Source organism: Halalkalibacter akibai JCM 9157, from assembly GCF_000513135.1.
Taxonomy (GTDB): Bacteria; Bacillota; Bacilli; order Bacillales; family Bacillaceae_D; genus Halalkalibacter; species Halalkalibacter akibai.
This window is the reverse complement of sequence record NZ_BAUV01000033.1, coordinates 1-18,717: the sequence shown is the minus strand read 5'-3', so window position 1 is coordinate 18,717 and position 18,717 is coordinate 1. Positions and strand designations below refer to the sequence as shown.

Below are 18,717 nucleotides of genomic sequence, written 5' to 3'. Positions count from 1 at the left end.
ATTTAAATCAATACTTAGACAAAATTCAGAAAAATATCTTTCCATTTTCCTAACATCGTATTCAGAAAATTAAGTCCTTCGTAATGCGAAATAAAAACAGGTTTCCTTTACACTTAAACTAATTCATTTTAAAGGAGGCCCAGACTAACACTACTACCCTACTATTGAAAGGAGTTTTATTATGAACAGAGTGCTTAGAAAAACGTCTATCCTATTTCTAGTATTTGTATTAGCTTTATCCACTATGAGTTTTCCTGTGTTTGCAACTGATTCAGTTAAAACAAAAGGAAACACCGAACGTCTTTTAGTTGTTTTTAAATCAGAGAGTTTACCAGGTGATGTGGAAGAGATCGTCGCAGCAGCAGGTGGTGAAATTACATATGAAGTATCAAAAATTGGAGTTATTGAAGTAGAAACAAATTCTCCTGGTTCTTTCCTAAAAGAAATGATGAACAATCGCGACGTTCTATCTATCGGACCTTCTCAAGAGGTTAGCCTTGATTTACCAGAATTTAATGAAGTGAATGAAGAAACAACTCAAACACCCCCTCCTATAAATAACATTTGGGAATCTGGCTATCAGTGGGATATTGAACAAGTTACCAACAATGGTGCTAGTCATGACCTTTATAAAGATGCTAGAAGTGAAGTGGTTGTAGCGGTTATTGATAGTGGCTTTGATTTTGACCATCCTGATTTGAAGGACAATGTAGATCTAGAGAACTCAAAAACATTCGTCCCTGGAACTGAAGGTGTTACAGACTCTTGGGACTATAACAGTCATGGTACACATGTTGCAGGAACGATTGGTGCTGATGGTAGCATGAAAGGTGTTGCTCCTGGAGTCACTTTAAGATCATACCGTGTATTCGGTGCTAGTGGTGGAGCTCAGCAAATTTGGATTACAGATGCTATTATGGCAGCTGCAGATGATGGTGCTGATGTGATTAACATGAGCTTAGGTGGCACTAGACTTCTTGGTCAATGGTTCTATACAGATCCTGAGACAGGCGAGAAAGTTCGTGGTGGAAATAGTGCAGCTGATTTTGTAGCTTATATTCGCGCAATTCGTTATGCGGTTAACAAAGGAGTAACAGTGGTATCTTCTGCTGGTAACTCTGAACAAGATTTAAAGAGTCCAGCTAAAGTTGCAGATTGGCAAAATGCGAATCGTAATGATGGTTGGGAAGCTAGAGGAGCTGTTTTCTTTGTGCCAGCTCAAATTCCGGGTGTTATCACAGTTTCGGCAACTGGTGGTGGATTCGGTACGGAAGATCGCTTAGCATTTTACTCCAATTACGGTAACGGCGCGATTGACCTTGGAGCTCCTGGTGGAGATTTAGGTCCTACTCGTACAGAAGGAAGTAAATATCTAGTTTTAAGTGCCGTTCCAACATATATGGAATTTGGAGGAAGAGGTCCTGAAGCCGAAGCATTATTTGGAAAGGGCTATGGCTGGAAAGGCGGTACATCAATGGCTGCTCCACAAGTTTCTGGTGTCGCAGCAGCTTACATTGCTCAAGTATTAGCAGAAACAGGTAAAAAGCCTTCTCCGAACCAAGTGCAAGCAAGACTACAGCAAACGGCAGTAGATGCAGGAAAAAATGGATATGATGAATTTTACGGACATGGAATTGTTAATGCTGAACGTGCTTTATTAAATATTAGAAAGTAATGATTTCAAAAAAGGGATATCTTCAGGTTGAGCTTCAACTTTTAGATATCCCTTTTTTACATTTCCATTAAAAATAATCAAAAAGGTTCAAATTGTTTGTAAGATTGTACAAGCCTTATGATAAAGTTGCGGGTTCCCTATTCGATCTTTAGAAAAAGGCTTACTATAAAGTTAATAGAATAAAAAGCAGTTCTATTTCTCCCCCCTTTTTATCCACCGCCTACTAGGTAAATAAAAAAGTTAAGAAAGGTTGAATTGATAATGAATCGTGATTTCACACTTCAACAAATTGCTGACGGGTTAACTAAAACTGTTCTAAACGCATCTGATAAAGATCTAGAAGGGTTTCAACGAATACTTGAAGAAACACTTAAAGTAAGAGAAGCTCACAAAGATTTACATAAGTTGGTACAAAGTTATACCAACTCAAGTATCCAAAGATCATAAACAAACAGGAACCCGGTAAAGATAACCGGGTTTTTTATTATAAGAAAAACACCAACACTTGTGAAATGATCGCGACCAAGATTAAGGCAAACGGGTATGCTGCTGCATAAGCGATAGATGGATCTTCAGAATCAATCAACTGATTAACTGCCCCAAGGCCTGGCGTACTTGTTAACCCTCCACAAAGGGCTCCTAATGAATGGACCATGCTTAATTGAAAGAATTTTCGAGCTATGAAAAACCCGCATATAATAGGAACGATTGTTATGAGTGCTCCTCCTATTAAAAGACTTACTCCTTCTCTTTGAACGACTTCGACAATACCCTGTCCGGCCGTTGTGCCTGCTCCCGCCAAGAACAATACAAGTCCAATATCCCGAATAACTTGATTCGAAGGTTGAAAGTACCGCGCCCTTACAGGTCCAAGTTTCCCAAAATGGCCTATAATCAAAGCGACAAACAATGGGCCTCCAGCGACTCCAAACGTGATTGTGCCTAAATGAGGTAAATGAACCGGTATCATTCCAACTCCAATACCTATTAATAAAATTAAACTTAATGAAAAAATATGAACATTTGTTACAGTCAACGTTTTTTTACTAAAAAGCTTTTCAATTGAATTTAAACGATCTTCGCTACTTACAAGGGTAAGTGTATCTCCTCTCTCTAATCGCCACTTGGAACTTTGGTTAAATTCAAACCCACCTCTTTCCATCCGAGTAACGGTTACACCATACCTCCTTCTTAATTCAAGCTCCCTTAAACTTTTACCGATCATTTCTTCCGAGTCAACTACGACCTTACGAAGTTGAACGTGGTCTGAATTGCTGAAGTCCGATCTCACTTCTTTTCCGATATCGTGACAAAGTTCCTCTAAATCAGGACGTAAACCAACAGCAACTAAACGGTCTCCTATTAAAATGACCGTATCATTTAAAGCAATAATATTTCGATCTCCTCGAATCACACGGCTAATAACAACTGATTTATAACGGTTGAATTTTAATTCTTTTAATGTTCGTTTGTGAACGGAAGAATGGTTAACTTCAATCGTCATGACCTCTGGAGATCCCTCCGTTCGTGCAGGATCGTCTTTCTCTTTTAAGTCCTTTACTAAATCTACGTTCAACATTCTTGGTAAAAGCTGTACAAATAATACCACAGCTATGACTCCAAATGGATAAGCAATACCATAACCAACAGAGGCTAACGGATCGTTTGTTGCTTGAAGCGCCGCGGCTAAACCAGGTGTGCTCGTCAGTGCTCCAGTCATTAATCCAATACTTAAAGCTGGCGATAAATGAAACATTTTTGCGACAATTATGGTTGTCACAGCAGCCATTAATACAATAAATATACCTATAATTCCAAAAATGATTCCACTTGAGCGCATCATTCGAAAGAAACGTGGCCCAGCTTGTAATCCTACTGCTACTATAAATAAACTTAATCCTAAATTCTGCACGGTAGGTGAAATTTGATAACCGAAATGTCCAAACAACATGGCTACTAATAACACCCCTGAGGTTCCAAGACTAACTCCTTTTATTTTTGCTTGACCAAGAAGAGAACCTAAAAATAAAATAATAAATAATAATAATAATGGTTCATTTAATAAAGAAAATAAATCCACTTCCATCCTCCATCTAAGAAACAGTCGCTTCTTTCCTATTCTTATTAGTTTCCTTCATTATATGAATTTATTTCTAAGAGTAAGTGATATAGGTCACAAATGAAGTGAGCGAATGAAAAATCATTAAATCATCAAGGTTCTTGAAGTTTAAGAAAAATGTTAATGGAGGAATAACCCTTTTACAAATAAAAAGATCAAACCAACGATAAAGCGTTGATTTGATCTTCTCAATTTACTTCTATTGTTATACCCCAGAATACGATAAGAAACCACCATCTACTGGCACCGTAATTCCTGTTACAAAACCAGACATGTTCTCATCAGCTAGCCAAATTAATGTACCTAACAGATCTTCAGGCTTTCCAAATCTATTCATCGGTGTATGAGTCAAGATTTTATTAGAGCGCTCAGTTAAAGACCCATCTTCATTTGTTAACAAACGCTTGTTTTGCTCTGTTAAGAAGAATCCTGGTGCGATTGAATTAACGCGAATTCCCATTTCAGCCATATGAACGGCTAACCACTGCGTAAAGTTATCAATGCCCGCTTTTGCAGCACTGTAAGCAGGAACTTTTGTCATTGGTGAAGGAGCACTCATGGAAGACATATTAATCACCGTAGCGCCCTTGCGATTTAACATTTTCTTCGAGAATACTTGAGTTGGAATAATCGTACCAATTAAATTTAAATTGAAAACAAACTGAAATCCTTCAGTTGTTAAATCATAGAACGTTTTTAAATCTTTATTTTCTAGATCTTCTAGTTTTAATGTTTCATTTGTTGTTGATCCATCAGGATGGTTTCCACCAGCACCGTTGATTAAAATATCACAGATTCCAAGTTCCTCCGTAATTAACTTCTCAGCTTGTTTTACACTTTCTACATCCAACACATCACAGGTAACGGCTAGAGCTGTACCACCAGCTTCACGGATATCTTGTTCTACTTTTTTTCCTTTTTCAAGTTGACGATTTAAAATTGCTACTTTTGCTCCTTGTCTTCCAAGTTCACGAGCCATCTCTCCACAAAGGACACCACTCCCACCTGTGATTACCGCAACTTTCCCTTTTAAATTTTCATTTAAAGGTAACATTATGCTTCCTCCTTTTTTAGTCTTTCTAGTGAATCCCATACTCCCCATAAGTACATAATACCGAGACCACGATCATACAATCCGTAACCCGGTCTGCACTTCTCTCCCCAAATATGTCGACCATGATCTGGCCTTGCATACCCTGTAAAGCCGATATCATGGTAAGCCTTCATTATTTCTAATATATCAACAGTACCGTCTTTGGAACGGTGTGATGTTTCAACAAAATCGCCATTTTCATAGGTTTTCACATTACGAATATGAGCAAAATGAATTCTATCCGCAAATTCTCTCACCATATCGGCGACATCATTATTTAAGTTTGCACCAAGTGATCCGCTACAAAGAGTAAGTCCGTTATATGGATCATCAACAAGCTTTAAAAAGCGCTGAATATTTTCCTTGTTAATGATCAGCCTAGGTAAGCCAAAAACCGAAAAAGGAGGATCATCTGGATGAATCGCCATCTTAATATTGTGTTCTTTGGCAACAGGGATGATTTGCTCCAAAAAGTATTGTAGATTGTTCCATAAATCTTCTTCAGTTACTTCTTTATATTGTTCAAATAACTTCGATAATGATTTTAATCTCTCAGGCTCCCAACCAGGCATTGTTAGACTAGAATTCTCAGAGATTTCTTTCACTAATTCCATTGGGTCAATATCTTTAATTTTCGCATTTTCAAAAAACAATGCCGTTGATCCATCTTCCAGCTCTTTAAATAAATCGGTTCTGGTCCAGTCAAAGACAGGCATAAAATTATAGCAAATTACTTTTACACCAACTTGTGCTAGTCTTTCAATCGTTTTCTTATAATTTTCAATGTATACATCTCTACTCGGAAGTCCTAACTTAATATCTTCATGGATATTTACACTTTCAACGACGTCAATATTTAGATTGTAGCGATCAGCTTGTTCCTTTACTTCTTTTATTCGCTCTAATGGCCATTCATCTCCTGCAGGAATATCATGAAGAGCCCAAACAATCCCTTCTACTCCAGGAATCTGTCTAATATGATCTAGTGGAATATAATCATTTCCTTCTCCGAACCAACGAAATACCATTCTCATCTGCTTACATCTCCTTATCCAATGCTAAGTAGTGCTCTATATTATTAAAACTAATATCCTTTACAATTTTCCCTAGGTGTTCAAAATCAGCTGGATATTCGCCGTTCTCTACCCATTTCCCTATAACGTTACAAAGAATTCTTCTGAAATATTCATGTCTCGTATAAGAAAGTAGACTTCTAGAATCGGTTAGCATCCCAACGAAATTGGATAAAACTCCAACGTTGGCTAACGTTCTGATTTGATCTTCCATGCCATCACGCTGGTCATTAAACCACCACGCTGTTCCAAATTGAATTTTTCCCGGTACTTCACTTTGAAAATTCCCAGCCAAAGTAGCGACCATATAATTATCCCTTGGATTTAAACAATACAACACCGTTTTAGGTAATTCGCTCGTTTTTTCCAGTTCATCTAGAAAACAAGCTAAATCCCGCGCATACGTGAAATCGGCAATTGAATCATATCCTGTGTTCGGGCCAACTTTTTCAATCATTCTAGTATTGGTATTACGAAGCCCCCCAATATGTAACTGCATCGCCCAACCTTTCTGTGCGTACAATCTGCCTAGAAAAATGAGAACAGCTGTTTTAAATTGTATGACTTCTTTTTCATTCAAAACTTCTTGATTGAGCGCTTTCGTAAAAATCGTCTGAACTTCCGTTACCGTTGTCTTACTGAAGAAAGCTGAATCTAATCCATGATCAGATAACCTACAACCAACTTCATGAAAGTAATCGACCCTTTGTTCTAACGCCTTTGTAAAATCTAAATAAGTTTGCACCTTGATACCAGTAACACCCTCTAATTTTTTCACCCAATCCACGAAAGTACCTTTATCAACATTTAAGGCCCCATCCGGACGAAAAGTAGGCAATACTTGAACCGGAAAATCAACATCTTCTTTTAATGATTTATGATGATCTAATGAGTCGATTGGATCGTCAGTTGTGCAAAGTGCTTTCACATTAAATTGCTTAATAATTTCTTTTGGGGTTAACTGATCTTTTTGTAACATGGCGTTACATTCATTCCAAATTGATTCAGCTGTTTCTGGAGTTAATATATCAGTAATACCAAAACAACGTTGCAATTCTAAATGAGTCCAGTGATAAAGCGGATTGCCAATTAAATTGGGAACCGTTTCTGCCCATTTTTGAAATTTATCAGAATCGTTCTCTTCCCCTGTCACAAATTCTTCTGACACACCATTCGCACGAAGGGCTCTCCATTTATAATGATCATCACTTAACCACGCTTGGGTTAAAGAAGAAAAGTGTTTATTTTCAGCAATTTCTTTAGCCGTTAAATGGCAATGGTAATCGATAATTGGCATTTCTTTTGCATATTCATGATAAAGCTTTTTAGCCGTTTCAGTTTCTAACAAAAAATCCTTGTTCATAAAAGGAACCATGCTATCACCTCGTTATCGCAAACTCATAAGAGAACGCTTTCATCTATTTGAACAAACAACCAGTTAAAACTGGTCATTTATTAAAATCACTTAAAATACGTAGGAAATGCTTTTTTCAGCTGGGACTGATTATCGTTGACAAGTGTAAGATGTTCCCTAATTACTTTTTTGGCACGTTTAACATTTTGATCTTTAATTGCCTCAATCATTTCCTCATGCTGCCTTAAGATAACTTCCCAATTATGTTGTTCAGTTAAACTTAACATTCTAACTCGATTTAAATGGACATTCATCTGTTGAATAATTCCCCAAATCCGTTTTTTCCCACAACCTTCTGAAATAGTCTCATGAAACTCTTCATCTAGTTCAAAAAACTTTTTATAATCCTTAATTTCCACACAACGCTTTTGCATATGTATATTAAATTCTAAGCGATTTAAATGTTCAGGAGAAAACGTTTTACAAGCCAAACCAATTGCTGCTTTTTCTAAATGTTCGCGAATAAACCTTGCCTCTTCAACATGATTTAAATCAATTAAAGCAACAAAAGAACCTCTTTGCGGGTAAACCTCAAGTAGTTCATCCTGAACTAATTTAACAAAAGCTTCCCTAACTGGAGTTCTGCTGACTTGTAGTTTTTCAGAGATTTCTTTTTCAGATATAGATAAACCAGGCTCAAGCTTCAAAGATATTATGTTTTCTCTTAGAACGTTATAAACATAATCTCGTGTTGAAGAAAATTTGCTTCTTTCACCAAGTTCTAGAATCAATTTTCGTCACCCCCTCAACTCCTATACTACCATACAAGTAGTGTTGTATGGTAGTCTCAAAAGCGAATCTCTTACCCTTTTATCTCAGGTATTCTTTTAATACGTGGATCCGTAAAGATATCATATTCATCCCTACTCGTTGTTGAGAATTCAGATACAATCGCTCCTTCTTCACTAGATTGAAACCAGTGAAGTGTATTAGGTGGAATCGTATATTGTTCTCCGGGATTTAATTCAATTTCATGAAATACTGTGTAATAGGCCTTACTTTCTTCAGGGATTATAGCTTTCAAATGTTTTGTTGGTTCTCCTTCTACATAAAGATAAACTTTTCCAACTCTACAACGAAACGTTTCTGTTTTACCGTTTAATTCTCCAATTGGTGGGTGCTTGTGCTCTGGACATGTTTGATTAGGAAATAACACTAATTCCTTCGCGCAATAAAACTCATTATTAATATAAGTTAACAATTCTAACCCCTGTATTTCTAGCTCGTCTAAACCAAAATCAGCGACTTCAATGTTTTCCTGTTCTTCTTTTGTAAGTATAATTCCAGCTTGTTCAAACAATTTCTTTGTTTTATCGCGCGCTTCTAGAAATTCTGATTTTGATACCATATTTGTATCCTCCTATTAAAATCTTCTCAAGAAATGTCCCATAAAACACGCCCTGAAAAAGACTTTGTTCACTTTGAACTTTTTAATATAACTAATCTATAAACGTTTTAGCTAATCTACACGCCTTTTTTAAAGGTTACTCCTTAAAGTTCTTGGAATAACCCTCGACCTCATTTTCTATTTCTGATCTACGTTAAATTCAATTAAATTACCATCAGGATCAGCACAAAAAATTTGTGCAAATCCACTTTTACTGTTTGGTTTTTCTACTAATTCCATTCCAGTTTGTTTCAGATATGCAAGGGTTTCATGATAGTTTTTAACTCGAATAGCAAAATGACCATCTCGAGACTGAATCGGAGCGTCCCCGCGCAAAGTGTTAGATATAGGATGAACAATTAAATGTAATTGTTGATTTCCAATCTGGTACCAAGCTCCCGGAAAATCGAAATCCGGACGCTTAATCTCTTGAAATCCAAGAACATTGCTGTAAAAATGTTTTGCCTTTTCTAAATTGGTAATGGAAAGACTCACATGATGAATATTTTCAATTTTAAACATTAAAGTTACCCCTTACTATAATAATTGAGCTTTTTATTTATCAGTTGTATAGTTCCCACCAGTTGTAATTGTATTGTCACTAAAGTTTTCAATACTATTTTTCTTTTCGTAGAAGTGAGTTGCATGTTTCATGACACCTTCACGAGTATAAAATGGACTATCCCCTGTTAACGGTAATGTAACCTTTTCTCCTAAGCTTGATGATTGATAAATAGCCGTTATTAACTCTAACGTCTTTCTTCCTTCAATTCCATCAACTAATACTTCTTTCTGTCCTTCAATAGCAAGGAGTACGTCATTAATTTGCCCTTCATGGCCTTCATATAGACATTCAGGTTGTTCATCATAAACTGATTGGAGCCTTTCCTCAAGTTCATGGTCGTCGGCAGGAAATCCATTTTCCTGTGATTTCGAAGCTTTAAGCTTCCATGGAACAGAGACTCTAGCATTTTTGCCTTGGAAGATTAATTGTTGTTCTTCTCCATGATGAACAACAGAACTCGTCAACTGAGCTAAACTTCCATTTTCATAACGACAGATCGCAATTGATAAATCTTCAACTTCGGCATTATCATGAGAAGTATTACTGGTAATTGCCGTTATTTCAGAAGGCATTCCGTTCATCCACTGAAAAATATCAATATGATGCACTGCATGATTTAACGTACAACCTCCTCCTTCTTTTTCCCATGTTCCTCTCCACCATAAATCATAATAACTGTGACCTCTCCACCAAAAGGAATCTACTTGTGTATGAACAATTGGGCCCATTAGCTTTGTTTCCAACACACTCTTCAACTTCATCATTGGCGTTCGGAAACGATTCTGTGCAATAACTGACAAGACTTTTTGGCTACGCTCTGCTGCTTCATTCATGGCATCACACTCTTCTAAAGACGATGCCATAGGTTTCTCAACGATCACATGCTTGCCTGCATCCATCAAAGTAATTGCAGTCTCAGCATGAGTGTATGGTGGTGTACAAATAGAAACCAAGTCAATGTCTTCTCTTTCAGCAATTTGTTTATAATCTTCATAAATACTTACATTTAAGTTGTATTTCCTAGCTTTTTCTTCCGCTTTTTCAGGATAGATATCACAAAGGGCAATAATTTCACAACGATCTGAGAATTCTTGATACGCTTTAATGTGTGCAGATGAAATCGCTCCAGCACCAATAATTGCTACTTTTAACATTGTTTTAGCTCCTCTTTAATAGATTTAGTGTACACTAGATAATCAAACATCACTTGGTATCGCTTTCATTAATAAGTTAGTGCAGATTTTTTTTATCTCTATGACGTCTTCAGTCGAGTTTTCAAAATTTCTACTTTATTAACTAGATAGATTTCAAACCTATGATTTGGTTGGAACTGGTGTTTCGGCTGTTTCAACAAAAATAGCTTGATTTTGAGCTTCAATGCATAATGCAGCTGCCTTGAATGCATGATCTTGCGTCATTGCATTTTCCGTCCCGTTTAAACAGTCTAAAATAAATTCTCCAAAGAAAGGGTAACCGATTTTTCCGGTACACTCGAAATGCTTTTCTCCTTCTTGGTTCACTAAATATAAATGATCACCTGCAGAATCACGACCAATATCAATGTACTTGCGAACTTCGATATACCCTTCTGTTCCAAGTATTGTTACTCGACCATCTCCCCAAGTGCCAAGACCATCTGGAGTGAACCAATCTACACGGAAATAAAAAGTTGCCCCATTATCAGCCACTAGTGTAGCATCACCATAGTCTTGAAATTTAGGGTACTCCTTAAAATTGTAGTTTGCGACTTTACTATGTAGCACTTTTGCATCCTTCGCTCCTGTATAATGAAGAAATTGCTCAATTTGATGACTTCCAATATCACATAAGATCCCTCCGTAAGCTTCAGGATCAAAGAACCAGTCAGGACGACTTTTTGCGTTAGCCCGGTGTGGACCAGTTCCCATTACTTGGATGACACGTCCAATTGCCCCTTGTTCAACTAATTGACCAGCAAAAATGGCACTTTCCACATGTAGGCGCTCACTATAATAAATACCCCACTTAAGGCCTGTTTCTTCTGTCTTTTTCCTAGCTTTTTCAACTTGCTCTAATGTAGTAAAAGCTGGTTTATCCACAAAATAATGTTTCCCGTGATCTAAAGCTTTAAGTCCGATCTCACAACGATTTGCAGGGATTGCCGCTGATGCAATCAACTGAATAGCAGGATTGTTTAAAATCTCCTCTTCAGAAGCAGCAATTTCTACACCAGGATATTTTTCAATGAAGGCTTGTGCTTTTTTAAGATCAGGATCAAATACAGCAACTAATTCTCCACCTGCTTCCAATAAACCGTTACACATTCCATATATATGTCCATGATCTAAACCTACTGCTGCGAATATAAATTCACCCTCAGCTACTACCTTTGACACTTTTCCTTTTGGTGCATAATTCATACCATCGTTCTTACTCATTTGTATAGCCCCCTTTTTTAACATTCACTTGAAAAAACTAAGACACTAGCATCTTAATCGTACTAGTATGGTAGTTTTATGTAAACATATTTATTCTATGTGTAATACGCTGAGATAGAACATCTTTTCATACCACATCTCTCATATAACATTATGTTTTTTTATTCTTTTCTATCAAATATTGCTCCATCGGTTTCTTTAGAAATATCCATCTATAGCTAATATTATGATAGAATAAATGATATGTAAATTCAATATTCTTTCTTTTTAGTAAATTCTTAAACAAATTATAAAAAGGAGCTAATACATGACTTCCAATTTAAACTACATACTCGGAAATGAAAAAAAAGAGATTTATGAGGTTCAAACACATGCTGAAGGTCCGACTGGCTCTCTTCCGTTAACACCAGAAATGTTACTTCATTCTCCAAGTGGAGATTTGTTTGGGTTATCTCAAAATGTCGGCATGGGCTGGAAACCAACCGAACTAAACGGTAAGCAATTTTTAATATTAAGTACGCAGGGTGGGATAAGGGCTGAAGACGGTACTCCAATTGCTTTAGGTTATCATACTGGTCACTGGGAAGTTGGTTTACTTATGAAAGCGGCTTCAGAAGAAATCAAAGCCAAAGGTGGTGTTCCTTTTGCAGGATATGTGAGCGATCCTTGTGACGGACGTTCCCAAGGGACGACAGGCATGTTTGACTCTTTTCCTTATCGTAATGACGCTGCAATTGTTTACAGACGGTTAATCCGTTCTCTCCCAACCAGAAAAGCTGTTATTGGAGTAGCAACTTGTGACAAAGGACTGCCTGCTACAATGATAGCATTAGCTGCGATGCTAGATCTTCCTACTATCATCGTACCAGGTGGCGTTACGCTTCCTCCAACAAAAGGCGAAGATGCTGGGAAAATTCAAACGATAGGAGCGCGTTTTGCAAATGAAGAATTATCATTACAAGACGCAGCAGACCTAGGCTGTCGTGCTTGTGCCACTCCAGGAGGAGGGTGTCAATTTCTAGGAACAGCTGCCACCGCTCAAGTCATCGCTGAAGCATTAGGTATGTCTCTTCCACACTCGGCTCTTGCACCTTCGGGACAGCCAATTTGGGAAGAAATGGCGCGACAGTCAGCTCGAGCGGCCATTAAAATGGAGGAGTTAGGAATTAAAACGAAAGATATTGTCACAGATGATGCCATTCATAATGCAATGGTCATTCATGCTGCTTTTGGTGGATCAACTAATTTATTGCTTCACATTCCTGCTGTAGCTCATGCAGCGAAGTGTCAAATTCCAACGGTAGAGGATTGGAATAAAATTAATCGTTCAGTTCCAAGAATTGTAAGTGTTCTACCAAACGGACCAGAACATCATCCAACCGTACGTGCCTTTTTAGCTGGTGGTGTTCCGGAGGTTATGCTTAAACTAAGAAAACTTAATATCCTAAAAGAGCATGTTATGACAGTAACAGGCGAGACACTTGGCACCGTTCTTGATTGGTGGGAAACTTCTGAACGAAGAGTAGAAATTAGAAAACGTCTGCAAGAAGAGGATGGTATTAACCCGGACGATATCATTATGACTCCTGAAAAAGCTAAAAGTCGTGGATTAACATCTACTGTAGCGTTTCCAATTGGAAACATTGCTCCAGAGGGTTCCGTCATTAAATCTACGTCTATTGACCCTACCGTTGTTGATCCGGATGGTGTTTATCGTCATACCGGTATAGTAAAGGTATTTACAACAGAAAAAAGTGCCATCGCAGCTATCAAATCTGGAGAAATCAAAAAAGGTGATATTATGGCGGTTATTGGACGTGGTCCCTCTGGTACAGGAATGGAAGAAACTTATCAGCTAACGTCTGCACTTAAGCACCTTTCTTATGGTAAATACGTTTCTCTCATAACAGACGCTCGTTTTTCTGGCGTATCAACAGGAGCCTGTATTGGCCATATCGGACCTGAAGCGCTCGCAGGAGGAGCCATTGGTAAGCTAAGGAACGGGGATGTAGTTGAGATCATAGTTGACCGTAATGAATTGCAAGGAAGCATTAATTTTATCGGTTGTGCAGGAAAAACATTTAGTGCTGAAAAAGGAGCTCAAGTTTTAGAAGAGCGTGATCCTCATCCAGACTTAAGACCTGATCCAGAGCTTCCTGACGACACAAGACTATGGGCAGCCCTTCAATCCGTAAGTGGCGGAACATGGCGGGGAAGCGTCTACGATGTTGACATGATCATTGAAACGTTAGAAGCAGGAAAGCGAGCTTTAAGCAAAGAATCATAAACTAAAAAGCCGAAGACCTTTATTCATAGAAGGTCTTCGGCTTTTGTTTTTTTAACTTGTAACACCATATCCCCATTTTAGTGATAATTCTTTTGCAGTCTGTTTTAATAGTTCAACATGCTGGTTTAACTCTTCTTCGTTAACTTTTGACACGGTTGTAGACATACTTATAGCCGCTTCTACTTGACCTGTGAAGTTTCTAACTGGAATCGCCACACAAATAACACCGGCTTCATTCTCTTGATTATCAATGGCAAAACCCCGTTCACGAGTTTTTTCGAGCTCTTTTAAAAAACTCTCTCTATCTTCAACTGTGTAAGGTGTTTGCTTCGTATACTCGTAAGCTTCTAAAATAGCTTGTAATTCTTCTTCAGTCTTCCATGCAACTAACACCTTACCAACTCCACTTGAATGAACCGGAACTCTGCGACCAATCTTAGAATACAGAATCATGGAGCTGGCACTTTCTACTTTATCGATATAAACTCCTTCTTTTCCATCAAGGATACACAAATGAACGGTTTTTCCAGTTTGTTTCGAAAGAGCAACAAGGTGCTCTTTTGCCAGGGTACGAAGATCCAAACTCTGAATAACAAAATTGCCACGTTCAAATAACTTTAAACCTAGACGATATTTACCATTCTCAGGGTTTTGTTCAATATAATGATGCTTTTGTAGCGTCTTTAATAGGGAATGAACGGTGCTTTTATGAAGCTGCATTCTTTCACTAATGTCGGTAATTTTCAATTCCGTCTCATACTCATTAAATAAATCGACGATTCGGAGGGCGCGTTCAACTGCTTGAATAATTGGCATATCTGTCATCCTTTACATAAACAAATCCACTATCTCTTATTTTACTATAACATCTAATTCTACTTAAACCTATTAGTTAGTGCTCCTAACCCTTCTATTTCAACGGTAACAACGTCGCCTGCTTTTAACCACTCTCGTTCTTCTTCTTTCATTCCCATCAAGACCCCCTCTGGAGTACCTGTTAATATAAGATCTCCAGGCTTAAGTGTCATATGTTGCGAAATATAACTAATAATCTGAGAACAGTTAAAAATCATATCCGATGTATTGGAGTTTTGGCGCACTTCACCATTTAACGTTAATGTAACTCTGAGATCATCAGGATCTTCAATTCGATCTTTACTTACTAAATATGGACCAGTTGGACAAAAACCATCCGTCGTTTTCCCTAACAACCATTGTGTACTTTTAAATTGCAAATCACGGACAGATAAATCATTGCCATTACAATAACCGTACACATAGGAAAGAGCATCTTCTTCTGAAACATTTTTCGCCTCTCGCCCTATTACAAGAACGAGTTCAGCTTCGTAATCAAATTGGGTTCCCTTCTCTGGTAGCTTTATATCTTGCTGATGGCCAGAAAGAGCATTGGCAAACTTACTAAATAAAATAGGAGTTTCTGGATAATCCATCTGACACTCATCTGCATGCTGCTTATAATTTAATCCAACACAAATAATCTTCTCTGGGTCAGGCACACAAGGACCAAAGGTTATGGCAGTTTCTTCAAGAAAGAATTCTTGATTTCCACTTAATTCTTTTACTAGATTCTCCAGGGCAAAACGACCTTGTTCTCCTGACTTTAACAAACTTTGAACAGTCCTTGGAATGTTTGTTTGCTCTGGAATTTTTGCGACCGCCTTTTCCACATCAAAAATGCCGTTTTCTGTTCTCACACCTAAAACCATCTTATCTTCTCTAACCATACTTACTGTAATCACCTGTGATTTCCCCTCTCTCTTAAAACATCCTGTAAAAAGAGGTTGACTCACAAAAAGTCGTTTATGACCTTTCGAGCCAACCTCAAAACATTAAGTAACTCTATACAACTTTTACCCTTTTACAAACACCGTTTTAATTGCTGTGAAGAATTCAATTGCAGCCTGACCTTGTTCACGAGAATGAGAACTAGATTGTTTCATTCCTCCAAAAGGAGCTTGTAACTCAACTCCGGCACTCTCTGCATTAATCCGGACTAGACCAGCATCCATATCTTTAATGAACGAAAGCATATTTGAAATATTTGTTGTGAAAATGGAAGCACTTAATCCAAATTCTACGTCATTAGCAACTTCAAGAGCTTCTTCAATCGAATTTACTTTCATTAGCGCCAGTACTGGACCAAAAATTTCTTCTTGTGCAATACTCATTTGACTAGATACATTCTCAAAGACTGTTGGCTGAACATAGAATCCATTCTCCAGACCTAATTCTTTATGTCTTTCTCCGCCAAATAAAAGAGTTGCTCCTTCCTCTCTACCTTTTTCAACATAAGAAAGAACGGTATTTAATTGGCTTTCACTCGCACAAGGACCCATCCATGTTTCACCATCAAGTCCGTCTCCAACTTTAATTTCTTTTACTTTTGCTAGAAGTTTTTCTTTAAACTCATCATAAACCTCTTGTTGAACAATTACTCGACTAGTTGCCGTACATTTTTGACCTGTAGAACGTAATCCTCCACTAATTGTCGCCTCAACAGCTAAATCCAAATCTGCATCTGCAGCCACAATAACTGGATTTTCCACCCATTTCTAATTGATACTTTGCTCCACGAGCAACTGCACCAAGGCCTACCTGTTTACCAACTTGGTCGGACCCAGTGAAAGTAATACCATTAATATCACGGTGGTCAATAATTCCTTGACCTATGACCGATCCAGATCCTGTCACCATATTAACGACACCTTCAGGGAAACCAGCTTGAGCAAAACAATCCACAACTTTCGCCGCTGTTACAGCAGTTTCGCTCGCAGGTTTTAATACAACACTATTACCATAGACAAGGGCAGGCGCCATTTTCCAAATTGGAATCGCTACTGGGAAGTTCCAAGGTGTAATTACCCCAACAACACCTAGAGGGACGCGAGTTGTAAACATTAACGCATCGCTATCTGTTGACGGGATGACATCACCCACCTTTCTCATACCCTCCCCTGCATAATAACGGAGGATAGCCACACCACGTGCAGTCTCTCCCTTTGCTTCGGGGAACGTTTTCCCCATTTCTTTCGTCATTGTCATAGCAATATCATCGAGGTTTTCTTCAAGTATGTTTGCTACTTTATAAAGATACTCGCCACGTGCAGCTCCTGAGAGTTTTCTCCAGCTAATTTGTGCTTGTTTGGCTGCAGCAACCGCTTGATCTAAATCCTCTTTCGTAGATTTCTGTACAAGGCCAACCACTTCATTTTTATTTGCAGGGTTTAAACTAGATGTTACCTCGTTACTTGAACTTGCAACCCATTCGCCGTTTACGTAATTAAGAAACGTCTCTACATTTGTTTGTACCGTCATATACACTCTTCCTTTCTAGAATCAATTACTGGATTAATAGAATTTTTATTTCGATGTGGAAATTGCTTTATTTACCTGACTTTTCACTGGGTTCTTCAAAATACCAATATCTGAGATTTCAATTTCAATCAGGTCCCCATCTGCTAATGTAAACTCATTTGGTGGCACAATACAAGTTCCCGTTAGAAGAACTGTACCATCAAAGATCTCATTATCTTTCACCAAATAAGATACTAGTTCATCAAATTTTCTCTTTAATTGACCAGTACTCGCCTTACCTTCGAAAACTTGCTCGTTATCTCGATAAATTCGGCAGGTAATCTCAAACGAATAAGGATCAATAACGGTTTCAGCTAAACGAACTGCGGGTCCAATTGAGCAAGAGTGCTTCCATATTTTAGCTTGCGGAAGGTACAGTGGATTTTCTCCTTCAATGTCGCGACTGCTCATATCATTACCGGCTGTATACCCAATGACCTTTCCTTTATGATTAATAATTAAACCAAGTTCTGGTTCAGGAATTTGCCAATTTGAATCTGTTCTTATGTACACTTCTTGATCAGGGCCTTTTGTTCTAGCTAGTGTAGATTTAAAGAAGATCTCTGGGCGCTTAGCGTCATAGACTTTGTCATAGAAAGTTGTCGCATCAAGCTTTCCTCCAGTAGCCTCGTAGTTTCTAGCTTCCTTACTTTTTTCATACGTGACTCCAGCTGCCCAAACCTCTGGTGCCTCAATCGGAACAAGCAACTCTAACTCTCCCAAACTAGTTGCGATTGGTAATTGATCGGCAATCATGACCTGGACCACTTCAAGTGGTGTTACACCCTTATCATCTGCCACCTTAACAAGTTCTAACAAATCGTTGTGAGGCAGTACGAAAACCTTTTCATCATCTGACACGGCTGCTAATACGGCTTTTTGGTCTTGTAAGAAACGAATAATCCTCATTTTTAAATCCTCCTATTAATAAAATGTTAGAAAACTTAGTAGTTTTAAAGATAATATTGGTGTTAACATTATTTTTTTAATTATGAAGGTTACTAGATATTATTTTATCTACCCTCACAATTGTTTTATAATGTAAAACACAGTTTTGTTTTAAAGTGATGTCTTATCGTATGCGCTTACAAAACTCAAGTGATAAAAATGACTGAATCGTCTGGCAATATCACTTATCATTTATGTTATATGATTTAGTAATTTTTCTCAAGAGTTTCTGCAGAAAATTATTTAAACTACTGTTTTTTTGTTGTAACAACAATATTTGATTTTAGTAAAATTATTTAATAATAGGTTAAAATTCATAAATACCTAAGACCGTTTAATTGAAACAAAAAAAGCACCCCTAAAT

General features: G+C 37.7%; 15 protein-coding genes and 1 pseudogene. 3 read left to right on the top strand and 13 right to left on the bottom strand.

Annotated features, from left to right (window positions below):
- Positions 1 to 181 precede the first annotated feature (181 nt).
- Both JCM9157_RS16075 and JCM9157_RS16070 read left to right on the top strand, forming a co-directional pair.
- Entirely contained in the window at positions 182 to 1,675 is a 1,494-nt protein-coding gene (locus JCM9157_RS16075; protein ID WP_035666304.1) for a S8 family serine peptidase, read from the top strand.
- A gap of 261 nt (positions 1,676 to 1,936) precedes the next feature.
- Positions 1,937 to 2,122 (top strand): hypothetical protein, encoded by a 186-nt coding sequence (locus JCM9157_RS16070; protein ID WP_035666303.1) that lies wholly within the window; start codon positions 1,937 to 1,939, stop codon positions 2,120 to 2,122.
- Between the two features lie 37 nt (positions 2,123 to 2,159).
- Here JCM9157_RS16070 and JCM9157_RS16065 read toward each other — a convergent pair whose 3' ends face one another.
- The 9 genes from JCM9157_RS16065 to JCM9157_RS16025 form a co-directional block, all read right to left on the bottom strand.
- The gene (locus JCM9157_RS16065; RefSeq protein ID WP_035666301.1) at positions 2,160 to 3,761 is read right to left on the bottom strand and encodes an aspartate:alanine exchanger family transporter; all 1,602 of its coding nucleotides are present in this window, start codon (positions 3,759 to 3,761) and stop codon (positions 2,160 to 2,162) included.
- Between the two features lie 238 nt (positions 3,762 to 3,999).
- Positions 4,000 to 4,848: an SDR family oxidoreductase gene (locus JCM9157_RS16060; RefSeq protein ID WP_035666299.1), complete on the bottom strand. Its 849-nt coding sequence runs from the start codon at positions 4,846 to 4,848 to the stop codon at positions 4,000 to 4,002.
- A complete protein-coding gene (uxuA, locus tag JCM9157_RS16055) occupies positions 4,848 to 5,921 on the bottom strand; it encodes a mannonate dehydratase (protein WP_035666298.1) in 1,074 nt (357 codons plus the stop codon). Before uxuA ends, JCM9157_RS16060 begins: the two co-directional genes overlap by 1 nt.
- A 4-nt stretch (positions 5,922 to 5,925) precedes the next feature.
- Entirely contained in the window at positions 5,926 to 7,335 is a 1,410-nt protein-coding gene (gene uxaC / locus JCM9157_RS16050; protein WP_035666297.1) for a glucuronate isomerase, read from the bottom strand.
- An 86-nt stretch (positions 7,336 to 7,421) separates the two neighbouring features.
- Positions 7,422 to 8,105 carry a GntR family transcriptional regulator gene (locus tag JCM9157_RS16045; protein WP_035666295.1) on the bottom strand — a complete coding sequence of 228 codons (684 nt, stop codon included), beginning with the start codon at positions 8,103 to 8,105 and terminating at the stop codon, positions 7,422 to 7,424.
- Positions 8,106 to 8,176: 71 nt separating this feature from the next.
- Positions 8,177 to 8,722 carry a D-lyxose/D-mannose family sugar isomerase gene (locus JCM9157_RS16040; RefSeq protein ID WP_035666294.1) on the bottom strand — a complete coding sequence of 182 codons (546 nt, stop codon included), beginning with the start codon at positions 8,720 to 8,722 and terminating at the stop codon, positions 8,177 to 8,179.
- Between the two features lie 177 nt (positions 8,723 to 8,899).
- Positions 8,900 to 9,283, bottom strand: coding sequence for a VOC family protein (locus JCM9157_RS16035; RefSeq protein WP_035666292.1), 384 nt, complete (start codon positions 9,281 to 9,283; stop codon positions 8,900 to 8,902).
- Between the two features lie 33 nt (positions 9,284 to 9,316).
- On the bottom strand, positions 9,317 to 10,480 hold the full coding sequence (locus JCM9157_RS16030; RefSeq protein WP_035666290.1) for a Gfo/Idh/MocA family protein: 1,164 nt from the start codon (positions 10,478 to 10,480) through the stop codon (positions 9,317 to 9,319).
- A gap of 159 nt (positions 10,481 to 10,639) precedes the next feature.
- On the bottom strand, positions 10,640 to 11,743 hold the full coding sequence (locus JCM9157_RS16025; RefSeq protein WP_035666288.1) for a Gfo/Idh/MocA family protein: 1,104 nt from the start codon (positions 11,741 to 11,743) through the stop codon (positions 10,640 to 10,642).
- Between the two features lie 307 nt (positions 11,744 to 12,050).
- Here JCM9157_RS16025 and JCM9157_RS16020 point away from each other — a divergent pair, with 307 nt between their 5' ends.
- Positions 12,051 to 14,030, top strand: a complete 1,980-nt coding sequence (locus tag JCM9157_RS16020) for a YjhG/YagF family D-xylonate dehydratase (RefSeq protein WP_035666287.1) — start codon at positions 12,051 to 12,053, stop codon at positions 14,028 to 14,030.
- 51 nt (positions 14,031 to 14,081) lie between these two features.
- Here the strand turns inward: JCM9157_RS16020 and JCM9157_RS16015 are convergent, their stop codons facing one another.
- The 4 genes and pseudogenes from JCM9157_RS16015 to JCM9157_RS16000 form a co-directional block, all read right to left on the bottom strand.
- The gene (locus JCM9157_RS16015; RefSeq protein ID WP_035666285.1) at positions 14,082 to 14,846 is read right to left on the bottom strand and encodes an IclR family transcriptional regulator; all 765 of its coding nucleotides are present in this window, start codon (positions 14,844 to 14,846) and stop codon (positions 14,082 to 14,084) included.
- Positions 14,847 to 14,905: 59 nt separating this feature from the next.
- A complete protein-coding gene (locus tag JCM9157_RS16010; protein WP_235715036.1) occupies positions 14,906 to 15,790 on the bottom strand; it encodes a fumarylacetoacetate hydrolase family protein in 885 nt (294 codons plus the stop codon).
- Positions 15,791 to 15,901: 111 nt separating this feature from the next.
- A pseudogene (gene gucD / locus JCM9157_RS16005) lies at positions 15,902 to 17,366 on the bottom strand (alpha-ketoglutaric semialdehyde dehydrogenase GucD).
- A 45-nt stretch (positions 17,367 to 17,411) separates the two neighbouring features.
- On the bottom strand, positions 17,412 to 18,314 hold the full coding sequence (locus JCM9157_RS16000; protein WP_035666283.1) for a fumarylacetoacetate hydrolase family protein: 903 nt from the start codon (positions 18,312 to 18,314) through the stop codon (positions 17,412 to 17,414).
- Between the last annotated feature and the right edge of the window lie 403 nt (positions 18,315 to 18,717).